17 protein-coding genes are annotated in these 20,109 nt (G+C 70.7%); 9 read left to right on the forward strand and 8 right to left on the reverse strand.

What is annotated here, in order from left to right; genetic code table 11:
• Positions 1–34 precede the first annotated feature (34 nt).
• The 4 genes from ACVDFE_RS11425 (at position 35) to ACVDFE_RS11440 (ending at position 5,625) form a co-directional block, all read left to right on the forward strand.
• Complete coding sequence (locus tag ACVDFE_RS11425) at positions 35–820, forward strand: SGNH/GDSL hydrolase family protein (RefSeq protein ID WP_458430404.1); 786 nt, start codon at positions 35–37, stop codon at positions 818–820.
• A 139-nt stretch (positions 821–959) separates the two neighbouring features.
• On the forward strand, positions 960–2,552 hold the full coding sequence (locus tag ACVDFE_RS11430) for a carboxyl transferase domain-containing protein (protein WP_458430405.1): 1,593 nt from the start codon (positions 960–962) through the stop codon (positions 2,550–2,552).
• A 2-nt stretch (positions 2,553–2,554) separates the two neighbouring features.
• On the forward strand, positions 2,555–4,468 hold the full coding sequence (locus tag ACVDFE_RS11435; RefSeq protein WP_458430406.1) for an acetyl/propionyl/methylcrotonyl-CoA carboxylase subunit alpha: 1,914 nt from the start codon (positions 2,555–2,557) through the stop codon (positions 4,466–4,468).
• A gap of 5 nt (positions 4,469–4,473) precedes the next feature.
• A complete protein-coding gene (locus tag ACVDFE_RS11440) occupies positions 4,474–5,625 on the forward strand; it encodes an acyl-CoA dehydrogenase family protein (protein ID WP_360395284.1) in 1,152 nt (383 codons plus the stop codon).
• 70 nt (positions 5,626–5,695) lie between these two features.
• Here ACVDFE_RS11440 and ACVDFE_RS11445 read toward each other — a convergent pair whose 3' ends face one another.
• Positions 5,696–7,231, reverse strand: coding sequence for an acyl-CoA dehydrogenase family protein (locus ACVDFE_RS11445; protein ID WP_458430407.1), 1,536 nt, complete (start codon positions 7,229–7,231; stop codon positions 5,696–5,698).
• 169 nt (positions 7,232–7,400) lie between these two features.
• On the opposite strand from ACVDFE_RS11445, the gene ACVDFE_RS11450 reads away from it, so the two are divergent.
• Both ACVDFE_RS11450 and ACVDFE_RS11455 read left to right on the forward strand, forming a co-directional pair.
• On the forward strand, positions 7,401–8,651 hold the full coding sequence (locus tag ACVDFE_RS11450; protein ID WP_458434318.1) for an FAD-binding oxidoreductase: 1,251 nt from the start codon (positions 7,401–7,403) through the stop codon (positions 8,649–8,651).
• Positions 8,652–9,884 (forward strand): class I SAM-dependent methyltransferase, encoded by a 1,233-nt coding sequence (locus ACVDFE_RS11455; RefSeq protein ID WP_458430408.1) that lies wholly within the window; start codon positions 8,652–8,654, stop codon positions 9,882–9,884.
• Between the two features lie 52 nt (positions 9,885–9,936).
• Here ACVDFE_RS11455 and ACVDFE_RS11460 read toward each other — a convergent pair whose 3' ends face one another.
• From ACVDFE_RS11460 to ACVDFE_RS11480, 5 genes are all read right to left on the reverse strand, one after another.
• Entirely contained in the window at positions 9,937–10,770 is an 834-nt protein-coding gene (locus ACVDFE_RS11460; protein WP_458430409.1) for a S1C family serine protease, read from the reverse strand.
• Positions 10,771–10,836: 66 nt separating this feature from the next.
• Positions 10,837–12,873 carry a putative bifunctional diguanylate cyclase/phosphodiesterase gene (locus ACVDFE_RS11465; protein WP_458430410.1) on the reverse strand — a complete coding sequence of 679 codons (2,037 nt, stop codon included), beginning with the start codon at positions 12,871–12,873 and terminating at the stop codon, positions 10,837–10,839.
• A 384-nt stretch (positions 12,874–13,257) separates the two neighbouring features.
• A complete protein-coding gene (locus tag ACVDFE_RS11470) occupies positions 13,258–14,139 on the reverse strand; it encodes an ABC transporter substrate-binding protein (RefSeq protein WP_458430411.1) in 882 nt (293 codons plus the stop codon).
• 2 nt (positions 14,140–14,141) lie between these two features.
• Positions 14,142–14,609 carry a GNAT family N-acetyltransferase gene (locus tag ACVDFE_RS11475; RefSeq protein WP_458430412.1) on the reverse strand — a complete coding sequence of 156 codons (468 nt, stop codon included), beginning with the start codon at positions 14,607–14,609 and terminating at the stop codon, positions 14,142–14,144.
• On the reverse strand, positions 14,606–15,703 hold the full coding sequence (locus tag ACVDFE_RS11480; RefSeq protein WP_360395296.1) for an LLM class flavin-dependent oxidoreductase: 1,098 nt from the start codon (positions 15,701–15,703) through the stop codon (positions 14,606–14,608). Before ACVDFE_RS11480 ends, ACVDFE_RS11475 begins: the two co-directional genes overlap by 4 nt.
• A gap of 197 nt (positions 15,704–15,900) precedes the next feature.
• Between ACVDFE_RS11480 and ACVDFE_RS11485 the strand changes: the two genes are divergently transcribed.
• The 3 genes from ACVDFE_RS11485 to ACVDFE_RS11495 are packed head-to-tail and all read left to right on the forward strand — an operon-like array spanning position 15,901 to position 19,137.
• On the forward strand, positions 15,901–16,683 hold the full coding sequence (locus tag ACVDFE_RS11485) for an amino acid ABC transporter permease (protein WP_458430413.1): 783 nt from the start codon (positions 15,901–15,903) through the stop codon (positions 16,681–16,683).
• Positions 16,680–17,432, forward strand: coding sequence for an amino acid ABC transporter ATP-binding protein (locus ACVDFE_RS11490; protein ID WP_458430414.1), 753 nt, complete (start codon positions 16,680–16,682; stop codon positions 17,430–17,432). The genes ACVDFE_RS11485 and ACVDFE_RS11490 overlap by 4 nt, the downstream gene beginning before the upstream one ends.
• Entirely contained in the window at positions 17,422–19,137 is a 1,716-nt protein-coding gene (locus tag ACVDFE_RS11495; RefSeq protein WP_458430415.1) for an FAD/NAD(P)-binding protein, read from the forward strand. The genes ACVDFE_RS11490 and ACVDFE_RS11495 overlap by 11 nt, the downstream gene beginning before the upstream one ends.
• Here ACVDFE_RS11495 and ACVDFE_RS11500 read toward each other — a convergent pair.
• Together ACVDFE_RS11500 and ACVDFE_RS11505 are read right to left on the reverse strand one after the other, a co-directional pair.
• Positions 19,126–19,593: a flavin reductase family protein gene (locus ACVDFE_RS11500; protein WP_458430416.1), complete on the reverse strand. Its 468-nt coding sequence runs from the start codon at positions 19,591–19,593 to the stop codon at positions 19,126–19,128. The two genes, ACVDFE_RS11495 and ACVDFE_RS11500, sit on opposite strands and share 12 nt — an antisense overlap.
• The gene (locus ACVDFE_RS11505) at positions 19,590–20,078 is read right to left on the reverse strand and encodes an NADPH-dependent FMN reductase (RefSeq protein WP_458430417.1); all 489 of its coding nucleotides are present in this window, start codon (positions 20,076–20,078) and stop codon (positions 19,590–19,592) included. The genes ACVDFE_RS11500 and ACVDFE_RS11505 overlap by 4 nt, the downstream gene beginning before the upstream one ends.
• Between the last annotated feature and the right edge of the window lie 31 nt (positions 20,079–20,109).

The raw sequence follows: 20,109 nt of genomic DNA on the forward strand, positions 1-20,109 counted from the left end.
CATCACACCCCTGCGGCCCCTTCGGGAGTCTTCGATGCGTCCTGCTCACCTCATCGCCTCGGTGGTCACCGCCGCCGCGGCAGTCATCGCGCTCGCGAACCCCGCGAGCGCCGCCGCCGTCAACTACGTGGCGCTCGGCGACTCCTACGCCTCCGGCCTCGGCACCGGCAGCTACGACGGCACGAGCGGCAGCTGCAAGCGCGGCCCGCTCGCCTACCCGGCACTGTGGGCCGCCGCGGCAGCACCGGCGTCGTTCCGCTCGGTGGCCTGCTCCGGCGCCCGGACGGGCGACGTCGTCACCCAGGCGGCGGCCGTCACCTCGGCCACCAACCTGGTCACCGTGCAGGTCGGCGGCAACGACGCCGGCTTCACCGATGTCATCACCACCTGCACGTTCGGCTCCGACAACGACTGCATCAACCGGGTGAACACGGCCAAGGCCTACGCCGCGAACACGCTTCCCGGCCTTCTCACCAACGTCTACGGCACCATCCGCTCGAAGTCCCCGTCCGCGCGCGTCGTCGTCCTCGGCTACCCGCGCATGTACAAGGTGCCCGGCACCTGCAACGTCGGCCTGAGCGACACCAAGCGCGCCGCCATCAACTCCGGTTCCGACGCGCTGCACGCGACGATCAGCGCACGGGCCGCCGCGGCCGGGTTCAGCTACGTCGACGTGCGCGGGGCGTTCACCGGGCACGAGATCTGCTCGTCGAGCTGGTGGCTCAACAGCCTGAGCTGGCCGGTCGAGGAGTCCTACCACCCGAACCGGGCCGGTCACGCGAGCGGATACCTGCCCGCTCTGCGGTCGGTCATCGGCTGACGGAGTTCCGGTGCGTGGGAGTGTCGTAAGAGCACCTTGACCTGCGACCTGGGTGCTCTCGAGCGGCACTGGTGGACCGCCAGGTGAGCGGGCGTTAACATGGCCTTGTTAACGCCCGCTAACCTGAGGTCTGGGGAGCATGGACGCACCGGTCCTGCGCAGCGCAGCCGAGCCATCGGACCGCTACGCCAAGGAGCACACCGCGCTCGTCGAGGAGCTGCGGAGCAAGCTGGCCACCGCCGCGCGAGGCGGGCCCGAGAAGGCGCGGCAGCGCCACGTCGACCGCGGCAAGCTGTTGCCGCGCGAGCGCGTGGACACGCTGGTCGACCCCGGCTCGCCGTTCCTGGAGCTGTCGCCGCTGGCCGCGAACGGCATGTACGGCGACGAGGCCCCGGCCGCGGGCATCATCACCGGCGTCGGGCGGGTGTCCGGGCGCGAGTGCGTGATCGTCGCCAACGACGCCACGGTCAAGGGCGGCACCTACTACCCGGTCACGGTCAAGAAGCACCTGCGCGCGCAGGAAGTCGCGCTGCAGAACAACCTGCCGTGCATCTACCTGGTCGACTCCGGCGGCGCGTTCCTGCCGAAGCAGGACGACGTGTTCCCCGACCGCGAGCACTTCGGCCGCATCTTCTACAACCAGGCCACGATGTCCGCGAAGGGCATCCCGCAGGTCGCCGCGGTCCTGGGCTCGTGCACCGCCGGCGGCGCGTACGTGCCGGCGATGTCCGACGAGGCGGTCATCGTCCGCAACCAGGGCACGATCTTCCTCGGCGGCCCGCCGCTGGTGAAGGCCGCGACCGGTGAGGTCGTGAGCGCCGAGGACCTCGGCGGCGGCGACCTGCACTCGCGCACGTCCGGCGTCACCGACCACCTGGCCGAGAACGACGCGCACGCGCTGCGGATGGTCCGCTCGATCATCTCCACGCTCGGCCCGCGCGCCCGACGGCCCTGGGACGTCGCCCAGGTCGAAGCGCCGAAGGTCAACCCGGACGACCTGTACGGCGTCGTGCCGACCGACTCCCGGACGCCCTACGACGTGCGCGAGGTGATCGCGCGGATCGTCGACGGGTCGAAGTTCCAGGAGTTCAAGAAGGAGTACGGCGCCACGCTCGTCACCGGGTTCGCGCGCATCCACGGCCACCCGGTCGGCATCGTCGCGAACAACGGCATCCTGTTCGGCGAGTCCGCCGTCAAGGGCGCGCACTTCATCCAGCTGTGCGACAAGCGGTCCATCCCGCTGGTGTTCCTGCAGAACATCACCGGGTTCATGGTCGGCCGCGAGTACGAGGCCGGCGGCATCGCCAAGCACGGCGCCAAGATGGTGACCGCGGTGGCGTGCGCGCGGGTCCCGAAGTTCACCGTGATCATCGGTGGCTCGTTCGGCGCCGGCAACTACTCGATGTGCGGCCGGGCGTACTCGCCGCGGTTCCTGTGGATGTGGCCGAACGCGCGGATCTCCGTGATGGGCGGTGAACAGGCGGCCTCGGTGCTCGCGACCGTCCGGCGCGACCAGCTCGGTGACGAGTGGTCCGCCGAGGACGAGGAGGCGTTCAAGGCGCCGATCCGCCAGCAGTACGAGGACCAGGGCAACCCGTACTACTCGACCGCGCGGCTGTGGGACGACGGCGTGATCGACCCGCGGGACACCCGCACGGTGCTCGGCCTCGCGTTGTCCAGCGCGGCCAACGCCCCCATCGACGATGTTTCCTACGGCGTCTTCCGGATGTGATCATGTTCGACAGCGTTCTGGTGGCGAACCGCGGGGAGATCGCGGTCAGGGTGATCCGTGCGCTCAAGGCGCTCGGAATCCGTTCCGTCGCCGTGTACTCCGACGCGGACGCCGACGCGCTGCACGTCCGCCTGGCCGACGAGGCCGTGCGGATCGGGCCCGCGGCGGCCCGTGAGAGCTACCTGTCCATCGAGAAGATCGTCCAGGCCGCCGTGTCCACCGGCGCGCAGGCGATCCACCCCGGCTACGGCTTCCTCGCCGAGAACACGGCGTTCGCGAAAGCCTGCGACGACGCCGGAATAGTGTTCGTCGGACCGCCCGCGGCGGCCATCGACGCGATGGGTGACAAGATCCGCGCGAAGCTCACGGTGTCGGCGGCGGGGGTTCCCGTCGTGCCGGGCCGCACCCGCGAGGGCATGTCGGACGACGAGATCGTCGACGCGGCGGTGGAGATCGGCTTCCCGGTGCTGCTCAAGCCCTCCGCGGGCGGTGGCGGCAAGGGCATGCGGCTCGTGCACGAGGAGTCCGCGCTGCGCGAGGCGATCGAGTCGGCCCGGCGGGAGGCGCGCGGGTCGTTCGGCGACGACACGCTGCTGATCGAGCGGTTCGTCACGAACCCGCGGCACATCGAGATCCAGGTCCTCGCCGACACGCACGGCAACGTGATCCACCTCGGTGAGCGCGAGTGCAGCCTCCAGCGGCGGCACCAGAAGATCATCGAGGAGGCGCCGTCACCGTTCCTCACACCCGAGGTGCGCGAGGCGATGGGCGCCGCGGCGGTCGACGCGGCGAAGTCCTGCGGTTACGTCGGCGCGGGCACCGTCGAGTTCATCGTGGACGGTGCGACCGGCGACTACTACTTCATGGAGATGAACACCCGGCTGCAGGTCGAGCACCCGGTGACCGAGGAGGTCACGGGCGTCGACCTGGTCGAGTGGCAGCTCCGGGTCGCCTCCGGTGAGGTGCTGGACCTCGACGTCGAGATGCGCGGCCACTCGGTCGAAGCGCGCGTCTACGCGGAGGACCCGGCGCGCGGCTTCCTGCCGACCGGTGGCCGGGTGCTGGCGTTGCGCGAACCCACGTCCGTGCGCGTCGACTCCGGGCTGTACGAGGGACTTGTCGTCGGCTCGGACTACGACCCGATGCTCGCCAAGGTGATCGCGCACGGCCGCACGCGCGAAGAGGCGTTGCGGCGCCTGGACCACGCGCTGGGGCAGGTGGTGCTGCTCGGCGTCACGACGAACATCCCGTTCCTGCGGGCACTGCTGCGTGATCCCGACGTCCGTTCCGGCGCGCTGGACACCGGCCTGGTCGAACGCAAGCTGGACGCGTTGACGTCGCAGGACGTCCCGGACGACGTGTACGTGGCGGCCGGCCTGGAGCGCTCGCTCGACCCGCGTGGCGACGACCCGTGGGACCAGCTGTCCGGCTGGCGCGTCGGTGAGCACGCGTGGACGACGTGGCGGATCAACGACGTCGACGTGCGGGTGCGCGGTGACGAGGTCGTCGTGGGCGCCGGAGAACCGGTCAGGGCCCGTGCTCGCCGGGAGGGCGGCGACCTGCTCGTCGGGTCGCGCCGGTACGCGGTCGCCCGTGACGGCGACGTGCTGTGGCTGGGCCACGACGGCGCGTCCTGGGCGTTGACCGAGGCCGAGTTCCTGGTCGGCGCGTCCGGTGGCGCGGCGGCCTCCGGGGGTCCGGTGAAGTCGCCGATGCCCGGCACCGTGCTGGTGGTCCGCGCGCAGCAGGGCGAGGACGTGACCGCCGGTCAAGCGTTGTTCGTGGTCGAGGCCATGAAGATGGAGCACACCGTCACCGCACCGGTCGACGGCGTGCTCGCCGAGGTGAACGTGCAAGCAGGTCAGCAGGTCGCACTCGACCAGGTGCTGGCCACCGTCGTCTCTCACGAGGAGTGACAGCAATGTTGGACTTCAGGCTCCCGAGCGAGTACGAGGACCTGCGCAAGACCGTCGAGGAGTTCGCGCGCGACGAGGTCGCCCCGGTCATCGGCGACTACTACGAGCGCGGCGAGTTCCCGTACCCGGTCGTCGCGAAGATGGGGCAGATGGGCCTGCTCGGCCTGCCGTTCCCCGAGGAGCACGGCGGCATGGGCGGCGACTACTTCGCCCTGTGCCTGACGCTGGAGGAGCTCGCCCGCGTCGACTCGTCCGTCGCGATCACGGTCGAGGCGGCCACGTCGCTGGGCGCCATGCCGATCTACCGGTTCGGCACCGACGAGCAGAAGGCGGAGTGGCTGCCGTCGCTGACCTCCGGCCGGAAGCTGGGCGCGTTCGGTCTCACCGAGCCCGGTTCCGGGTCCGACGCGGGGGCGTTGGCGACCACCGCGCGCCTCGACGGTGACGAGTGGGTCATCAACGGCACCAAGGCGTTCATCACGAACTCCGGCACGGACATCACCGGCCTGGTGACGGTCGCCGCCGTGACGGGCACGCTGCCCGACGGCCGCAAGGAGATCTCGTCGATCATCGTCCCGTCCGGCACGCCGGGCTTCACGGTGTCGAAGAAGTACTCGAAGGTCGGCTGGTGCGCCTCGGACACCCGCGAGCTGTCGTTCGCCGACTGCCGGGTGCCCGCCGCGAACCTGCTGGGGGAGCGTGGCCGCGGCTTCGCCCAGTTCCTGCGGACGCTCGACGAGGGCCGTGTGGCCATCGCCGCGCTGTCGGTGGGCTTGGCGCAGGGCTGTGTCGACGAGTCGGTGCGCTACGCCCACGAGCGTGAGACGTTCGGTGCGAAGATCGGCACCTACCAGGCGATCCAGTTCAAGATCGCCGAGATGGAGGCGCGTGTGCACACGGCGCGGCTGGCCTACTACGAGGCGGCGTCGCGGATGTTGCGCGGTGAGCCGTTCAAGAAGCAGGCGGCCATCGCGAAGCTCGTGTCGTCGGAGGCGGCGATGGACAACGCCCGTGACGCCACGCAGATCTTCGGCGGCTACGGGTTCATGAACGAGTACCCGGTGGGCCGGTTCTACCGCGACGCCAAGATCCTGGAGATCGGCGAGGGCACCTCCGAGGTGCAGAAGATGCTGATCGCCCGCGAACTGGGCCTCTGACCCCTGCTCTTCCGGCATCTGCAAGTACTGCCGACCGGGTGGTCGGCAGTACTTGCGGATGCGCCGGCAGTCAGGGCTTGGGGACGGCGCGGGCGATGATGGTCGCGAAGTCGGTGGACCTGGGGAGCGTGCCGAAAGCGACACCCCAGTCCCCGCCGAGCCGTGAGGCCACGAACGCGTCGGCGACCGCGGGGTGTCCGTGCTTGACCAGCAGGGCGCCCTGCAGCACCAGGGCCATCCGCTCGACGACCCGGCGCGCCTGCGACTGGTCCACATCGGACAACGTGCCGCCCAGCTCGTTCAGCGCCTTGTCGATGCGCGGGTCCACCCCTCTCACGACGCCCAGGAACTCCTGCACCGACTCGGGTTCCTTCGCCATCGCGCGCAGCACGTCCAGCGCGGCGACGTTGCCGGAGCCCTCCCAGATCGACATCAGCGGCGACTCCCTGAACAGCCGCGGCATCCCGCTGTCCTCGATGTAACCGTTGCCGCCCAAGCACTCCAGCGCTTCCGCCGCGTGTACCGGCCCGCGCTTGCACACCCAGTACTTGATCACCGCGAGCCCGAGCCGCGACCGGTGCTCCGCGAGCCACATGGCCGCCGTGGTCGCCGCCTCCGACTCGACCGCGAGGTCCGCCAGCACGTTGCGCATCGCCGGCTGGTCGACGAGGTACTGCCCGAACGCCTTGCGGTGCGCCGCGTGGTGCGCCGCCTGCCGCAACCCGGCGCGCATCCCGGCCGCCGACCCGAGCACGCAGTCGAGCCGGGTCGTGTTGACCATCTCGATGATCGTCCGCACGCCCCGGCCCTCGTCGCCGACGCGCACCGCGAACGCCTCGTCGTACTCGACCTCCGCCGACGCGTTGGACCTGTTGCCCAGCTTGTCCTTGAGCCGCTGGAGGAAGAACCGGTTGCGCGTGCCGTCCGGCAGCACCCGCGGCACCAGGAAGCACGTCAGCCCGCCCGGTGCCTGCGCGAGCGTCAGGAACACGTCCGACATCGGCGCCGACGTGAACCACTTGTGCCCGGTGAGCACGTACCCGTCGTCCACCGGCCGCGCGACCGTGGTGTTGGCGCGGACGTCCGAGCCGCCCTGCTTCTCGGTCATCGACATGCCGGCGATCAAGCCGCGCTTGGTGAGCGGTGCCCGCAGCCCGAAGTCGTACTCACGGGCGGTGAGCAGCGGTTCGTACTCGGCCACCAATTCGGGTGACACACGCAAAGCGGGCACAGCGGAGTACGTCATCGAGATCGGGCAGCCGTGGCCGGCCTCGACCTGCGACCAGACGTAGAACTTGGCCGCACGCTCCAAGTGCTCACCGTCGACATAAGCGTGCAATCCGTGCGAAACAGCCACATTCATCAGTTCGTGCCACGCCGGGTGGAACTCGACCTCGTCGATCCGGTGGCCGAACCGGTCGTGGGTGTGCAGCACGGGCGGGTGGGTGTTCGCCAGGCGACCGCGCTCCTGCCACTCGTGGCTGCCGGCGAGGCGGCCGAGCTCGTGCAGCTCTGCGGTGTCTGCCCAGCTGAGCAGTGCCGGGTCGGCGGCCACGTCGTGACCGGCAAGTGGCGGAACCTGGTTGGTCACCTCGTGCGTAGCCATGCCCAGCACGCTACTACTCGGTAGTAACTTTCGGCAGGGTTCGTTGCGGACATCGGGCCCATTGGTGAAATTGGGCGTGCCAACGGCGCTGACGAGGAATAACGTCGCTCTCGTGAGTGACCATGGGCACAGCTCGGCCGTGGCTGCGCTGACCGCGCAGTACGCCGCGATGCGCGAAGGTGCGCCGGTGCGGCTCGCGAAGAAGACGTCGAACCTGTTCCGGTTCCGCGCGGAGCAGTCCGGTGGGCTGGACGTCGGCAGGTTCGACCGGGTGCTGTCGGTGGACCCGGTCGGACGCACCGCACAGGTGCAGGGCATGACCACCTACGAGAACCTCGTCGCCGCGACCCTGCGGCACGGCCTGATGCCGCTGGTCGTGCCGCAGCTCAAGACCATCACGATCGGCGGGGCCGTGGCGGGCCTCGGCATCGAGTCCACGTCCTTCCGCAACGGGCTGCCGCACGAGTCCGTGCGGGAGCTGGAGATCCTCACCGGTGACGGCGAGGTCGTGGTCGCGAAACCGGACGACGACCTGTTCCGGGCGTTCCCGAACTCCTACGGCACGCTCGGGTACGCGTTGCGGCTGGAGGTCGAGCTCGAACCGGTGCGGCAGTACGTGCGGCTGCGGCACGTGCCGTTCGGGTCGTTCGAGGAGTGCGCGGCGGTCATCGAGGAGGTCTGCGCTGACGGCTCGGCGGACTTCGTCGACGGCACCGTGTTCTCGCGCGGCGAGATGTACCTGACGCTGGGGCACTTCGCCGACATCGCGCCCTACACCTCGGACTACACCGGCAACCGGATCTACTACCGCTCCATCCAGCAGCGGCGCACCGACCACCTGACGATCCACGACTACCTGTGGCGCTGGGACACCGACTGGTTCTGGTGCTCGCGGGCGTTCGGCGCGCAGCACCCGGTGGTGCGGCGGCTGTGGCCGAAGCGGTACCTGCGGTCGGACGTGTACCGCAGGCTGGTGGCCAAGCACCGGCAGCTGCGGCCGCGCACGGACGTGGAACCGGTGATCCAGGACGTGGAGATCCCGGTGTCCACGCTGCCGCAGTTCCTCGACTTCTTCGACCGGGAGATCGGCATCTCGCCGGTCTGGCTGTGCCCGGTGCGCCTGCGCGACACCACGGGCTGGCCGCTGTACCCGATGGACCCGGACGTGCTGTACGTCAACGTCGGGTTCTGGTCGGAGGTCCCGGTCCGGCCGGGAGAACGGATGGGTGACCGCAACCGGCTCATCGAGCGCGAGGTGGCGCGGCTGGGCGGCCACAAGTCGCTGTACTCCGACTCCTACTACGAGGAGGACGAGTTCTGGCGGCACTACAACGGTTCGCACTACCGGTCCGTTAAGGCACGGTACGACCAGACGAACCGCCTGCCTGATCTGTACGCCAAGTGTGTCAGGGGACGATGAATGCGGTTGGCCTCTCTCTTTCAGCGCATCACCGGTGGCAACGACGTCCGCTTCCAGGCCTACGACGGCAGCACCGCCGGCCCGGCGTCCGCCCCGGTGTCCATCGACGTGAAAACCCCGGAAGCCCTGTCCTACCTGGCTTCCGCGCCGGGTGAGCTCGGTCTGGCCCGCGCCTACGTGACCGGTCACCTGGAAATACTCGGCGACGTGCACGCGGGCCTGTCGCAGCTCTCGGAGCTCTCGCTGCGGGAGGTCCCCTGGTTGCAGCGCGTCGAGCTGCTGAGGCTGCTCGGCCGCGTCCGGCTGAACCACCGGGTGACCCCGCCGCCGCAGGAGACCCGGCTGCACGGGCTGCGCCACTCCAAGGCCCGCGACCAGCAGGCCATCGCCCACCACTACGACGTCTCGAACCAGTTCTACGAGTGGATCCTCGGCCCGTCGATGGCCTACACCTGCGCCGTCTACCCGACGGCAGAGTCCACTGTGGAGGAAGCGCAGTTCGCCAAGCACGACCTGGTGGCCCGCAAGCTGGGCCTGAAGCCGGGCATGCGGCTGCTCGACGTCGGCTGCGGCTGGGGCGGCATGGTCATGCACGCCGCCCGCGAGTACGGCGTGCGCGCCATCGGTGTGACGTTGTCGCGCAACCAGGCCGAGTGGGCGCAGAAGGCCATCGTCGAGGCCGGTCTGTCCGACCTGGCCGAGGTGCGCCACCTCGACTACCGCGACGTGCGCGAGTCCGGTTTCGACGCGGTGTCCTCGATCGGCCTGACCGAGCACATCGGCAAGGCCAAGCTGCCCGCCTACTTCGAGTCGCTGTACCGCAAGCTCCGGCCGGGCGGCCGGTTGCTGAACCACTGCATCACCCGGCCGGACAACAAGCAGCGCGCCCTGTCCGGACCGTTCATCAACCGGTACGTGTTCCCCGACGGCGAGCTGGTCGGGCCGGGTCACCTCGTGTCGCTCATGCACGACACCGGCTTCGAGGTGCGCCACGAGGAGAACCTGCGCGAGCACTACGCGCTGACCCTCGCCGCCTGGAGCCGCAACCTCGACGGGCACTGGGCCGAGGTCGTGGACGAGGTGGGCGAGGCCCGCGCACGGGTGTGGCGGCTGTACCTGGCGGCGTCGCGGCTGGGGTTCGACCGGAACAACATCCAGCTGCACCAGGTGCTCGGGGTGAAGCTGGACGGGACGACCTCGCACATGCCGTTGCGCCCCGACTGGCTGTCCTGACCGTCAGCAGGCCGCGGGAGCACTGTTCCCGCGGCCCTGGGGGTTTTGTTCGTCAGCTCAGCTTGTCCACGATCGTCTTCGCCGTGTTCGACGGGATCGCGAACCCGATGCCGACGCTGCCCGCCTCACCGCTGCTCGACGCCGGTGAGTAGATCGCCGAGTTGATGCCGACCAGCTCACCGGCGGCGTTCACCAGCGCACCACCGGAGTTGCCGGGGTTGATCGACGCGTCGGTCTGGATCGCCTGGTACGACACGGAAGCCGAGCGCCGGGTCTCGCCCGGGACGGTCACCTTGCGGTCCAGCGCGGACACGATGCCGGTGGTCACGGTGCCCTGCAGGCCCGACGGCGAGCCGATGGCCATCACACCGTCACCGATCTTCACGTCGTCCGAGTTGGCCCACGTGATCGGCGTCAGGCCGGACACCCCGGAGGCCTGCAGCACGGCGAGGTCGGAGGACGGGTCGGTCGAGACCACGGTGGCGGGCACCTCGCGGCCGTCGTTCAGCGTCACCGTGACCGAGCCGCCGGCGGACGCGACGACGTGGTTGTTGGTGAGGATCCGGCCGTCGGCGGAGAGGACCACGCCGGAGCCGAGGCCGTTGCCGACGTTGACCTGCACGACGGACGGCAGGACCTTCGCGGCCACGGAGCTCCAGTCCGTCGTGGACTGGTTGGAGACCGTCTGCGCCACGACGGAGGACGGTGTCTGCGCATCGTCCGGGGAGGCGATCACCGCTCCGGTGACACCTCCGAACAACCCGGCGACGAGTGCCGCCGCGGTCAGCACCGGAGCCGTGCGGCGCCAGAACTTCGGCGCGGGCGCAACGGCTGGCTGCGGTGGAACCAGTGTCCCGCTCATCGCGGGGAAGCTCTGCTCGGTCATGAACCAAGGATGGGCCGCGTTCATGTGAGCAACCTGTGCGGAAAGCCGTGCAATCCCTGATAAGAATCACGTGAGGAGGAGCCGGTCCACCTCGTCCGCGGTCAGCACGGCACCGAAGTGCGGTCCCTGCCCGCCGGTCACGCCCAGCGCCGCCAGCCGCTCCGCCTGCACCGCCGTGCGCACCCCGTCGGCGTGCAGCGGCACCCGCAGGATCGACGCCCAGCGCAGCAGCGTCACGGCAGCGCTCTCCTCGACCCGGTTCGCGCCCTCTGCCAGGCCCTGCACCACCGAGCCGGTGAACTTCACGCCGCTCAGCGGGAGCAGCCGCAGCCGGTCGACGCCGACGTTGCCGCCGTTCACCTGGTCGAGCACCAGCCCGATGCCGCGTTCGGCGAGGATGGTCAGCTCCTCCAGCTGCACATCGGTCAGCGACGCGTACATGCGCTCGTTCAGCTCGAACCGCAGCCGCGTCGCGGGCAGGCCGGTGCGCTCCAGCACCCGCGCGACCTCGGCCACGAGCTCCGGTTCCTGGCACAGCCGCAGCGGCAGGTCGATCGACAGCACCGGGGCCGCGTCACCGAGCTCGGCGTACCACCGGCCGGCCTGACCGCAGGCCTCCTCCAGCGCCCAGCGCACGAGCCGCACGACCATGCCGTTCGCGGAGCTCTGGTCGAGGAACGCGTCCGGGCACAGCACGCCGTGCACCGGGTGGTCCCAGACGATCTTCGCCTCCAGAGCGGGCACGGAGGAGTCGGTGAGCGAGTGGACCGGCAGGTAGCCGACCCGGAACTGCCCCTCCTCCAGCGCGCCGGGGATGGACGCGGCCAGCGCGTAGCTCTCCCGGTCGCGCAGGTCGCGCTCCCGGTCGTACAGCGCCCACTGCGCCTTGCCGTCGCGCTTGGCCCAGCCGACCGTCACGTCCGCCGCGCGCAGCAGGTCCCCCGCGTCACCGCCGCGGGCCGCCCGTGCCACCACGCCGGCGCTGCACGTGACGCCGACGCCGTTGCCGCCGATCCAGGTCGGTTCCTCCAGCCGCCGGGAGAACTCCTCGACCAGCGCGACCACGCCCGCCACGTCCCGCGGGTCCTTGATCAGCACGCCGAACTCGTCCTCGCCGATCCTGGCGACCTTGCCGACCCCGTCGAACACCGCCCGCAGGTGGCCGGCGACGCCCATCAGCACCCGGTTGCCCACCTCGTGGCCGAACGCGTCGTTCACACCGCGGAACCCGTCGACGTCAACCTGCACGAGCGCGAGCGCCTCCGGGCCCTTCGTGCCGACCGCGCCCTCCAGCCAGCCGAGGAACTGCGCCCGGTTGGGCAGGCCGGTCTGCATGTCGTTGAGGCTCTGCCGCACGAGCTGCGTCTGCAGCGCGCGCATCTCGTTCATGTTCTCGATCATGGTGACGAAGTACGGCGGCGACTCGTCGTCCTCGCGCACCAGCGAGATGGCCATGTGCGTCTGAATGGTCTCGCCGTCGCTGCGGACCATCCGCTTCTCGACCACCACGTGGTCGAGGTCGGAGTGGATCAGCCGCTCGCCGATCTCGCGCAGCGCGGCGCGGTCGTCGGGGTGTGCGAGATCGCGGCCGGCCATCCTGACCAGCTCGTCGCGCCGGTAGCCGAGCATCGTCTGCGCGGCCTCGTTCACGTCCGCGACGAGGCCGTCGAGACCCACCACCACGATCGGGAACGCGGAGCCCTGGAAGATCGCGCGGAACTTCGCCTCGCTCGCCCGCACCGCGTTCTCCGCGCGGCGCATCGCGTTGATCGCGGCCGTGCGGCTGAGCTCCTGCTGGTCGAGGGTGCGGTCGCGCAGGCCCTCCGCGAAGCCGGCCGCGAGCGCGCCGAGCTGGGCCGCGCTGACCGGCGCGTGCTCGCCGAGGTGGGTGAGGGTCAGCTCCAGCGTGGCCGAGGAGATGAGGTCGTGCGCGACCATGGACCGGCCGACCCGGCGGGCCTCGTCGACGTCACCGGTGAGCAACCGCTCGACGTAGCCGCCGAGCAGCTGTTCGAGCTTCTCGCGGGTGAGGTTGGCGAGGAGGGTGGTGGAGATCGCCGCCGCCCAGCGGACGGCGGGCTCTCTGCTGTCGACCGTGTTCATTCGGCTCAGGTGGCCATTCGTGGGGACCGGTGTGATCTGGTGATCGATCGTCGGGCGCCAATCGATACGCCCCGCAACCCACTTCCGCCAGATTCGGTCGAACGGGTGACAGCTCCGTTCCGCACCACCACCGGGCGTGGGTCCAACGCTCAAGCTTACTGATCACTTGGAACCTGTCCAACCGAACCGGGAGATTCGGTCCGAGCGCCACAATTTCACTCTTCCGGGCTGTTGAAAATCGGCTGCTGTGCATTTCGGACCGCACGCGGGGCCCTTTCGTGCGCTCCTGGTGCACGAAAGCTCCCCGCGTGCACTTCAAGCGCGTCCGGGTCTCACCGGCGCGCCGCCGCTGTCCGTGTCCACCGCCGATCCGCCATCACCCGATCAGGTGTGTTCGGCGGGATTGAGCTCCGACCGCGGGATCGCCGACGGCTCGACGCCCCACCGCCGCAGGATGCGCTGGTAGGTGCCGTCGGAGATCAGCCGGTCGACCGCCTGCCGCAACGCGGGCGCCAGGTCGGAGCCCTTGGGCAGCGCGAAACCGACGTCGAGCCTGCGGAACTCGCCGAGGAACCGGAAGTCCGGCTGGTTCGCGGTGAGGTGGCGCAGCCCGTTGATGGTGCTCATGATCACGTCCACGTGGCCCTGCTTGAGCGCGAGCTGCGTGGCGCCGGTGTCGGAGAACACCTGCACCTCGTAGGCGGGCTTGCCGGCGTCCGCGCAGACCTCCTTGTTGCGCTCCAGAGTGGTCTGGAACGTCGTGCCGGTGCCGGTGCCGATCTTCAGCCCGCACAGCTGGTCGAGCTTCTTCACGTCCTGCAGCGCACTGTCCTTGCGCGCCGCGAAGCCCTGCCCGTCGTTGACGTAGGTGACGAAGTCGATCGTCTTCTTGCGCTCCTCGGTCACGCCGAAGTTGCCGGTGCCCGCGTCGTACTTGCCGCTGGTCAGCGCGGGCAGGATCGCCTCGAACGACGCGGCCTGGCGCTCGACCTCCAGGCCGAGCAGCTTCGCGGCGGCGTCGGCGACGTCGATGTCCACGCCCTGCGCGGTCTTGCCGTCATCGGCGTAGAACGCGCTGGGCGGCGTGCCGCCGATGCTGGAGGCGATCCGCAGCTTGCCGTTGAGGCGTTGCGGCACGAGCTTCGCGAGCTCGGCGTCCTTCGCCACCCCGCTCGCGATGCCGGGCTCCGGTGCCGCCTGCGGTTGCCCGCACGCGGCGGTCAGCGCGAGCAGACCGGTGAGCAGGACGAGTCTTGAGCGGTGCACGGTCACCCCAGGTGTTTCTCGAAAGCCAGGTGGTCGAGGGTCAGCGGGTCGGCGGTCACGTCGAACAGCGGCGCGTACCCCGTCGCCAGGTAGAGGTGCTTGGCCTCGGGCTGCCGCGGCCCGGTGGTCAGGAAGATGCGCCGGTAGCCGAACGCCACCGCCTCGCCCTCCAGCTCCACCAGCACCCGCCGCGCGAGCCCGCGCCTGCGGTGCAGCGCGTGCGTCCAGATGCGCTTGAGCTCGGCGGTCTCGTCGTCGAACCGCATGAACGCACCACCCGCCACCGCCTCACCGGCCTCGACGAGCAGCAGGAACTGCCCGTGCGGCGGCTCGAAGACGTGCGCGGCCCGTTTCATCTCACGCGCACCGGAGGCGCCGTAGCGGGTCGTGTACTCCTCGGTGAGGCCGGCCACCAACGGCGCCGCGTCCGCGTCCCACTGCCGGACGCGGCGCACTTCGAGGGTGGTCATGCGGCGCGGGCCCGGTCCCGCTTGGCGACCTCCTCCCGCACCAGCGGGATCACGTACCGGCCGAAGTCGATGGCGTCGTCGAGCAGGTCGTAGCCGCGGGCGGACAGGATGTCCACGCCCAGGTCGTAGTAGTCCAGCAGCGCCTGCGCCACCGTCTCCGGCGTGCCGACCAGCGCGTTGGAGTTGCCCGCTCCGCCGGTCGCCCGCGCCGTGGGTGTCCACAGTGCACGGTCGAAGCGCTCACCGCGGTCCGCCACCGCCAGGAGCCGTTGCGAGCCGGTGTTCTCCGGGCTGGTGAGCGAGTGCCTGCGGCTGAGCGGGCCGGTGGCCTTGCGCGCCTCGATCCGGTCGACCGTGCGGTGCGCCTTCTCCCAGGCCAGCTCCTCGGTCGGGGCGATGATCGGCCGGAACGCGACCTGGATGCGCGGCACGTCGGTGCGGCCCGCCTCCTTCGCCGCCTGCTTGACCGCCTCGATCTGCTGCGCGGTGTCGGCGAGCGGCTCGCCCCACAGGCAGAAGATGTCCGCCTCCGCGCCACCGGCGGCGTACGCGGCGGGGGAGGAGCCGCCGAACGAGACGTTCGGACGTGGTTGCTGCACCGGGAAGACGTCGCTCACGAAGTCCGCGAACCGGTAGTGCTCCCCCTCGTGGTCGAACGCCTCGCGGGACGTCCAGGCCTTCTTCACGATCTGGATGTACTCGCGGGTGCGGCCGTAGCGCTCGTCCTTGGTCAGGTAGTCGCCCTCGCGCTGCTGCTCGTGGTCGGTGCCGCCGGTGATGAAGTGCACGGTCAGCCGGCCGTCGCTGATCTGGTCGAGCGTCGCGAACGTCTTGGCGGCGAACGTCGGGTACGACACGTTCGGCCGGTGCGCCAGCAGGATCTCCAGCCGGTCGAGCTTGCTCGCCAGGTACGCGGCGGCGGACGCGGGTTCCGGGGCACCGGAGCCGTAGGCGAACAGCACCCGGTCCCAGCCGTGGTCCTCGTGCGCGCGAGCGAGCCTGATCGTGTAGTCCTTGTCGAACGCACCGCCGGACCGCGGCGTCGTCTCCGAGCCGTTGTTGGTCGCGGCGATCCCGAGAAACTCGACTGGCATGGCGGATCCCCAGATCGTGGTGGGTGGGTGGCGGAAGCGCGTTGAGGGGAACGCCTTTCGAGTGCAACACCGGCGGCAGGAGCGGTCAACGACGTCCACAGAGCGGGATCTGCTTGCACACGCGGGGTACCGTGGTGGTGTTCGCGTTGAGGGGCGCGGCTTGCTTCCTGTTGCCCTTCAACGGAAAGACTCCGCCCATGAGCGTCCTGGGGGACGTGCGCACGCGTCCCGTTGCTGAGATCGTCCCCGCGCGCAAGCCGGGCCGGGTGGTCACCGCGGTGCTCGCGCTGGCCGCGCTCGGCTGGCTCGTGCACGCCGCCGCCACCGGCCTCGACTGGGGTGTCGTCGCGCGCTACTTCACCGCGTCCGCCGTGGTCGACGGTCTGGTCACCACGCTGTGGCTGACCGCGGTCACGCTGGTGCTCGGCTTCCTGCTCGGTGTCGTGCTGGCCACGTTCCGGCTGTCCGGCAACCCGGTGCTGTCCGCGCTGGGGTGGGGGTATGTCTGGCTCTTCCGGTCCGTGCCGCTGATCGTGCAGCTGCTGTTCTGGTTCAACTTCGGCGCCGGGATCAGCCCGCTGCTCGCCGCGGTGATCGGCCTCACGCTGCACGAGGCGGCCTACGCGGCGGAGATCGTGCGCGGCGGCATCCTGTCGGTCGACGCCGGTCAGGTCGAGGCCGCGCGGGCGCTGGGCTTCGGCCGGGTCCGCGTCCTGCGCAGGATCGTGCTGCCGCAGGCGATGCGCGCCATCGTGCCGGCCGCGGGCAACCTGCTGATCGGCACGCTGAAGGGCACGTCGATCGTGTCCGTGCTGGCCGTGCAGGACCTGCTGCACTCGGTGCAGCTGATCTACGCCCGCACCTACGAGGTCATCCCGCTGCTCGTCGTCGCCACGGTCTGGTACGTGATCGTCACCAGCCTGCTCAGCCTCGCGCAGCACCACGTCGAGCGGTACTTCGCGCGAGGAGTGCGGTCGTGATCGAGATCAGGGACGTGCACAAGTCGTTCGGCACCACCGAGGTGCTGCGCGGGGTCGACCTGTCGGTGCCCGCCGGGTCCGTGACGTGCGTGATCGGGCCGTCCGGGTCGGGCAAGTCCACGTTGCTGCGGGTGCTGAACCACCTGGAGCGGCTCGACGCGGGCGAGGTGGAGATCGACGGCGAGCTGATCGGCTACCGGCGCCACCGCGGCAAGCTGCACGAGCTGCCGGACCGGGTGGTGCAGCGGCAGCGCGCGGCGATCGGGTTCGTGTTCCAGAACTTCAACCTGTTCGGCCACCTGACGGCGCTGGAGAACGTGGCCGAGGCGCCGATCGGGGTGCTCGGCGTGCCGAAGGACGTTGCGCTGCAACGGGGTCGCGCGCTGATCGCCCGCGTCGGCCTGGCCGGGCGCGAGGGCGCGTACCCGTCGGAGCTGTCCGGCGGGCAGCAGCAGCGGATCGCCATCGCCCGCGCCCTCGCGATGGAGCCCAAGGTCCTGCTCTTCGACGAACCGACCTCCGCGCTCGACCCGGAGCTGGTCGGCGAGGTGCTGGACGTGCTGCGCGACCTCGCCGCGGCCGGTCAGACGATGGTCGTGGTGACGCACGAGATCGGCTTCGCCCGCGAGGTCGCCGACACCGTGGTGTTCCTGGACGCGGGGCAGGTCGTCGAGTCGGGCCCGCCGTCGACCGTGCTGGTGGCACCGTCGCACCCGCGCACGAGGGAGTTCCTGGCCCGTGTCCTCTGACCTCGTCGTCATCGGCGGCGGCCCGCGCGCGGCCGGGCTGCTGGAACGCATCGCCGCGCTGGCACCCGCGCTGGACCTGGTCGTGCACGTCGTCGACCCGTTCCCCGCCGGCGCCGGCCGGGTGTGGCGGCACGCGCAGTCACCGTTGCTGCGCATGAACTCCATGGCCGAGGACGTCACGGTGTTCACCGACTCCAGCTTCACCGGTCTCGGCCCGGTGCGCGAAGGCCCGTCGCTGGCGCAGTGGGGTGACGTCGACCCGACGTCGTTCCCGTCGCGGCAGGTGCAGAGCGGGTACCTGGAGTGGTTCTTCGAGCACGTCGTCTCCTCGATGCCGCCGAACGTCACCGTGCGGGTGCACCGGGCGCGCGCGGTGAAGGCCGTCGGCAACCGGGTGCACCTCGACGACGGCACCTCGCTGGTCGCCGACGTGCTGGTGCTGGCCCTCGGCCACCTCGACGCCGAACCGGAGCCGGAACACCGCAAGCTCGCCGACCACGCCGCCGCGCACGGCCTGGTCTACGTCCCGCCGCTCTACTCGGCGGACGCCGACCTCTCGCAGGTGACCGGCGACGTGGTGCTGCGCGGCTTCGGGCTGGCGTTCATCGACCTGATGGTGCTGCTGACCCAGGGCCGCGGCGGCCGGTTCGAAGGCTCCGGTGCCGACATGCGTTACGTGCCATCGGGTTCCGAGCCGCGGCTGTTCGTCGGTTCGCGGCGCGGGGTGCCGTACCACTCGAAGACCGGCTACCGGTTGCAGGGCGAACGCCCGGTGCTGCCGCGCTTCTTCACCGCGGAGGCGCTGCGGGGCCACCGCTGGGACTTCCGCGCCGACGTGTGGCCGTTGATCGCCAAGGAGGTCGCCTGGGGCCACTACCACGAGCTGTTCACCGGCCACCCCGACCGGGTGCGGGTGCCGTTCGCCGAGTTCACCGCCGCGTTCGCCGCGATGCCCTGGTACAGCGGGGAGATGCGCGCGCTGGAGGCCCGCGCCGTTCCCGACCCGGCCGACCGCATCGACTTCGAACGCCTGGACCGCCCGCTGGACGGCCGCACGTTCGAGACCGGCGAGGAGTTCCAGGAGCACCTGCGCGAGTACATAGCCGCCGATGTCGCCCGCCGGTCGGACCCGCGGCACAGCGCCGACCTGGGCGCGTTCCTCGCATTGCTGTCGGTCTACGGCCAGCTGCCGGAGGTGCGGCTGCGCGAGACCGACGGCTGGTGGCACGGCTACTTCAGCTACCTCGCGTCCGGTCCGCCACCGGACCGCCTGGAGGAGCTGCTCGCCCTGTCGCGGGCGGGGGTCGTGCGCTTCCTCGGAGCGGACATGTGGGTCGAGGCGGTCGACGGCGCGTTCCTCGCGGGCAGCGCCACCACCCCGGAGGTCGTGCGCGCCAACGGGTTGGTCGAGGCCCGCCTGCCCGCGCACGTCCTGTCGCGCACGGCGGACCCGGTGCTGAGGTCGTTGCGGGCGGTCGGCGACGTCTCCGAGGACACGGCCGGGCAGGTGCGCGTGTCAGCGGAGGGCCGGTTGGTCAACGAGCGCGGCGAGGAGGACCCGGTCCGGTTCGCCGTCGGCCCGTACACGACCGGGAAGGCGTTCGCCGCGTTCTCCCGGCCGCAGACGAACGCCCCGGCCTTCCGCCAGAACGATGCGATGGCCAGGGCGGTCCTGCGGCAGCTGGGCGAGGGGTCAGGCGACTGAGGTGTAGCGCCCCTGGTGCCGCACCAGGGGCGCCGCGAGGTCGGAGTGCGTGATGTCCAGCGGTTCCCCGACCAGCGCGACGTGGTCGCCGACCGCGATCCGCCGCACCGTCCGGCACCGCAGCCGCACCGGCGCGTCCAGCAGGTGCGGCACCCCGTCGGCGTCGGACTCCCAGCGGGTGCCGGCGCCGAACCAGTCGACGCCCTTGGTGGCGAACAGGTCCGCGAGGCCCGTCTGCGCCGTGCCCAGCAGGTGCACGGCGAACAGCGGTGCCGTCCGCAGCACCGGCCACACCGACGCGCCCTCGCCGATCCACACCACCACGAGCGGTGGTTCGAAGGACACCGAGGTGAACGAGCTGACGGTCGTGCCCACCGGGCCGTCCTGGCCGGTGGCGGTGACGATGGTGACGGCCTGGGCGTGGTGGCGCAGGGCGGTGCGCAGCTGGTCCTTCACCGGACCAGCGCCTTCAGGACATCGGCGTGCAGCGCGAAGTCGGTGGCGTGCGCGGGGAGCGCGCTCTCGTTCAGGAACAACGCCTGCGGCACCACGGCCCCGAGCTCGGTCAGCACCGGCCGCAGGTGCACCTCCACGGCCAGCGCGTGCTTGTCCGCGGCCGCGATCTGCAGCGGCACCACGACCTTGCCGCTCAACCACCCCGGTGGTGCCTGGTCCAGCACCGCTTTCAACAGGCCGGTGTAGGCGGCCTTGTAGGTCGGGGTCGCCACCACGAGCACCTCGGCCGCACCCAGCGCCGCCAGCGCCGCCTTGACGGTCTCCGGCCGGGTGAACACGTCGGCGGCGATCGTCGCCGCGTCCACCACCGGTCCGTCGCCGGGCACGCCCAGTGCCGCCGCGATGGCCTCGCGCAGGGCGAGCGCCGCCTGCAGGGTGCGCGAGGCGGGCCGCGGGTTGCCGACCAGAACACCGATCTGCGTCATGCCTCCAGCACAGCCGCAAGCCGGGGGACCG

It is taken from the genome of Lentzea chajnantorensis (genome assembly GCF_054300775.1).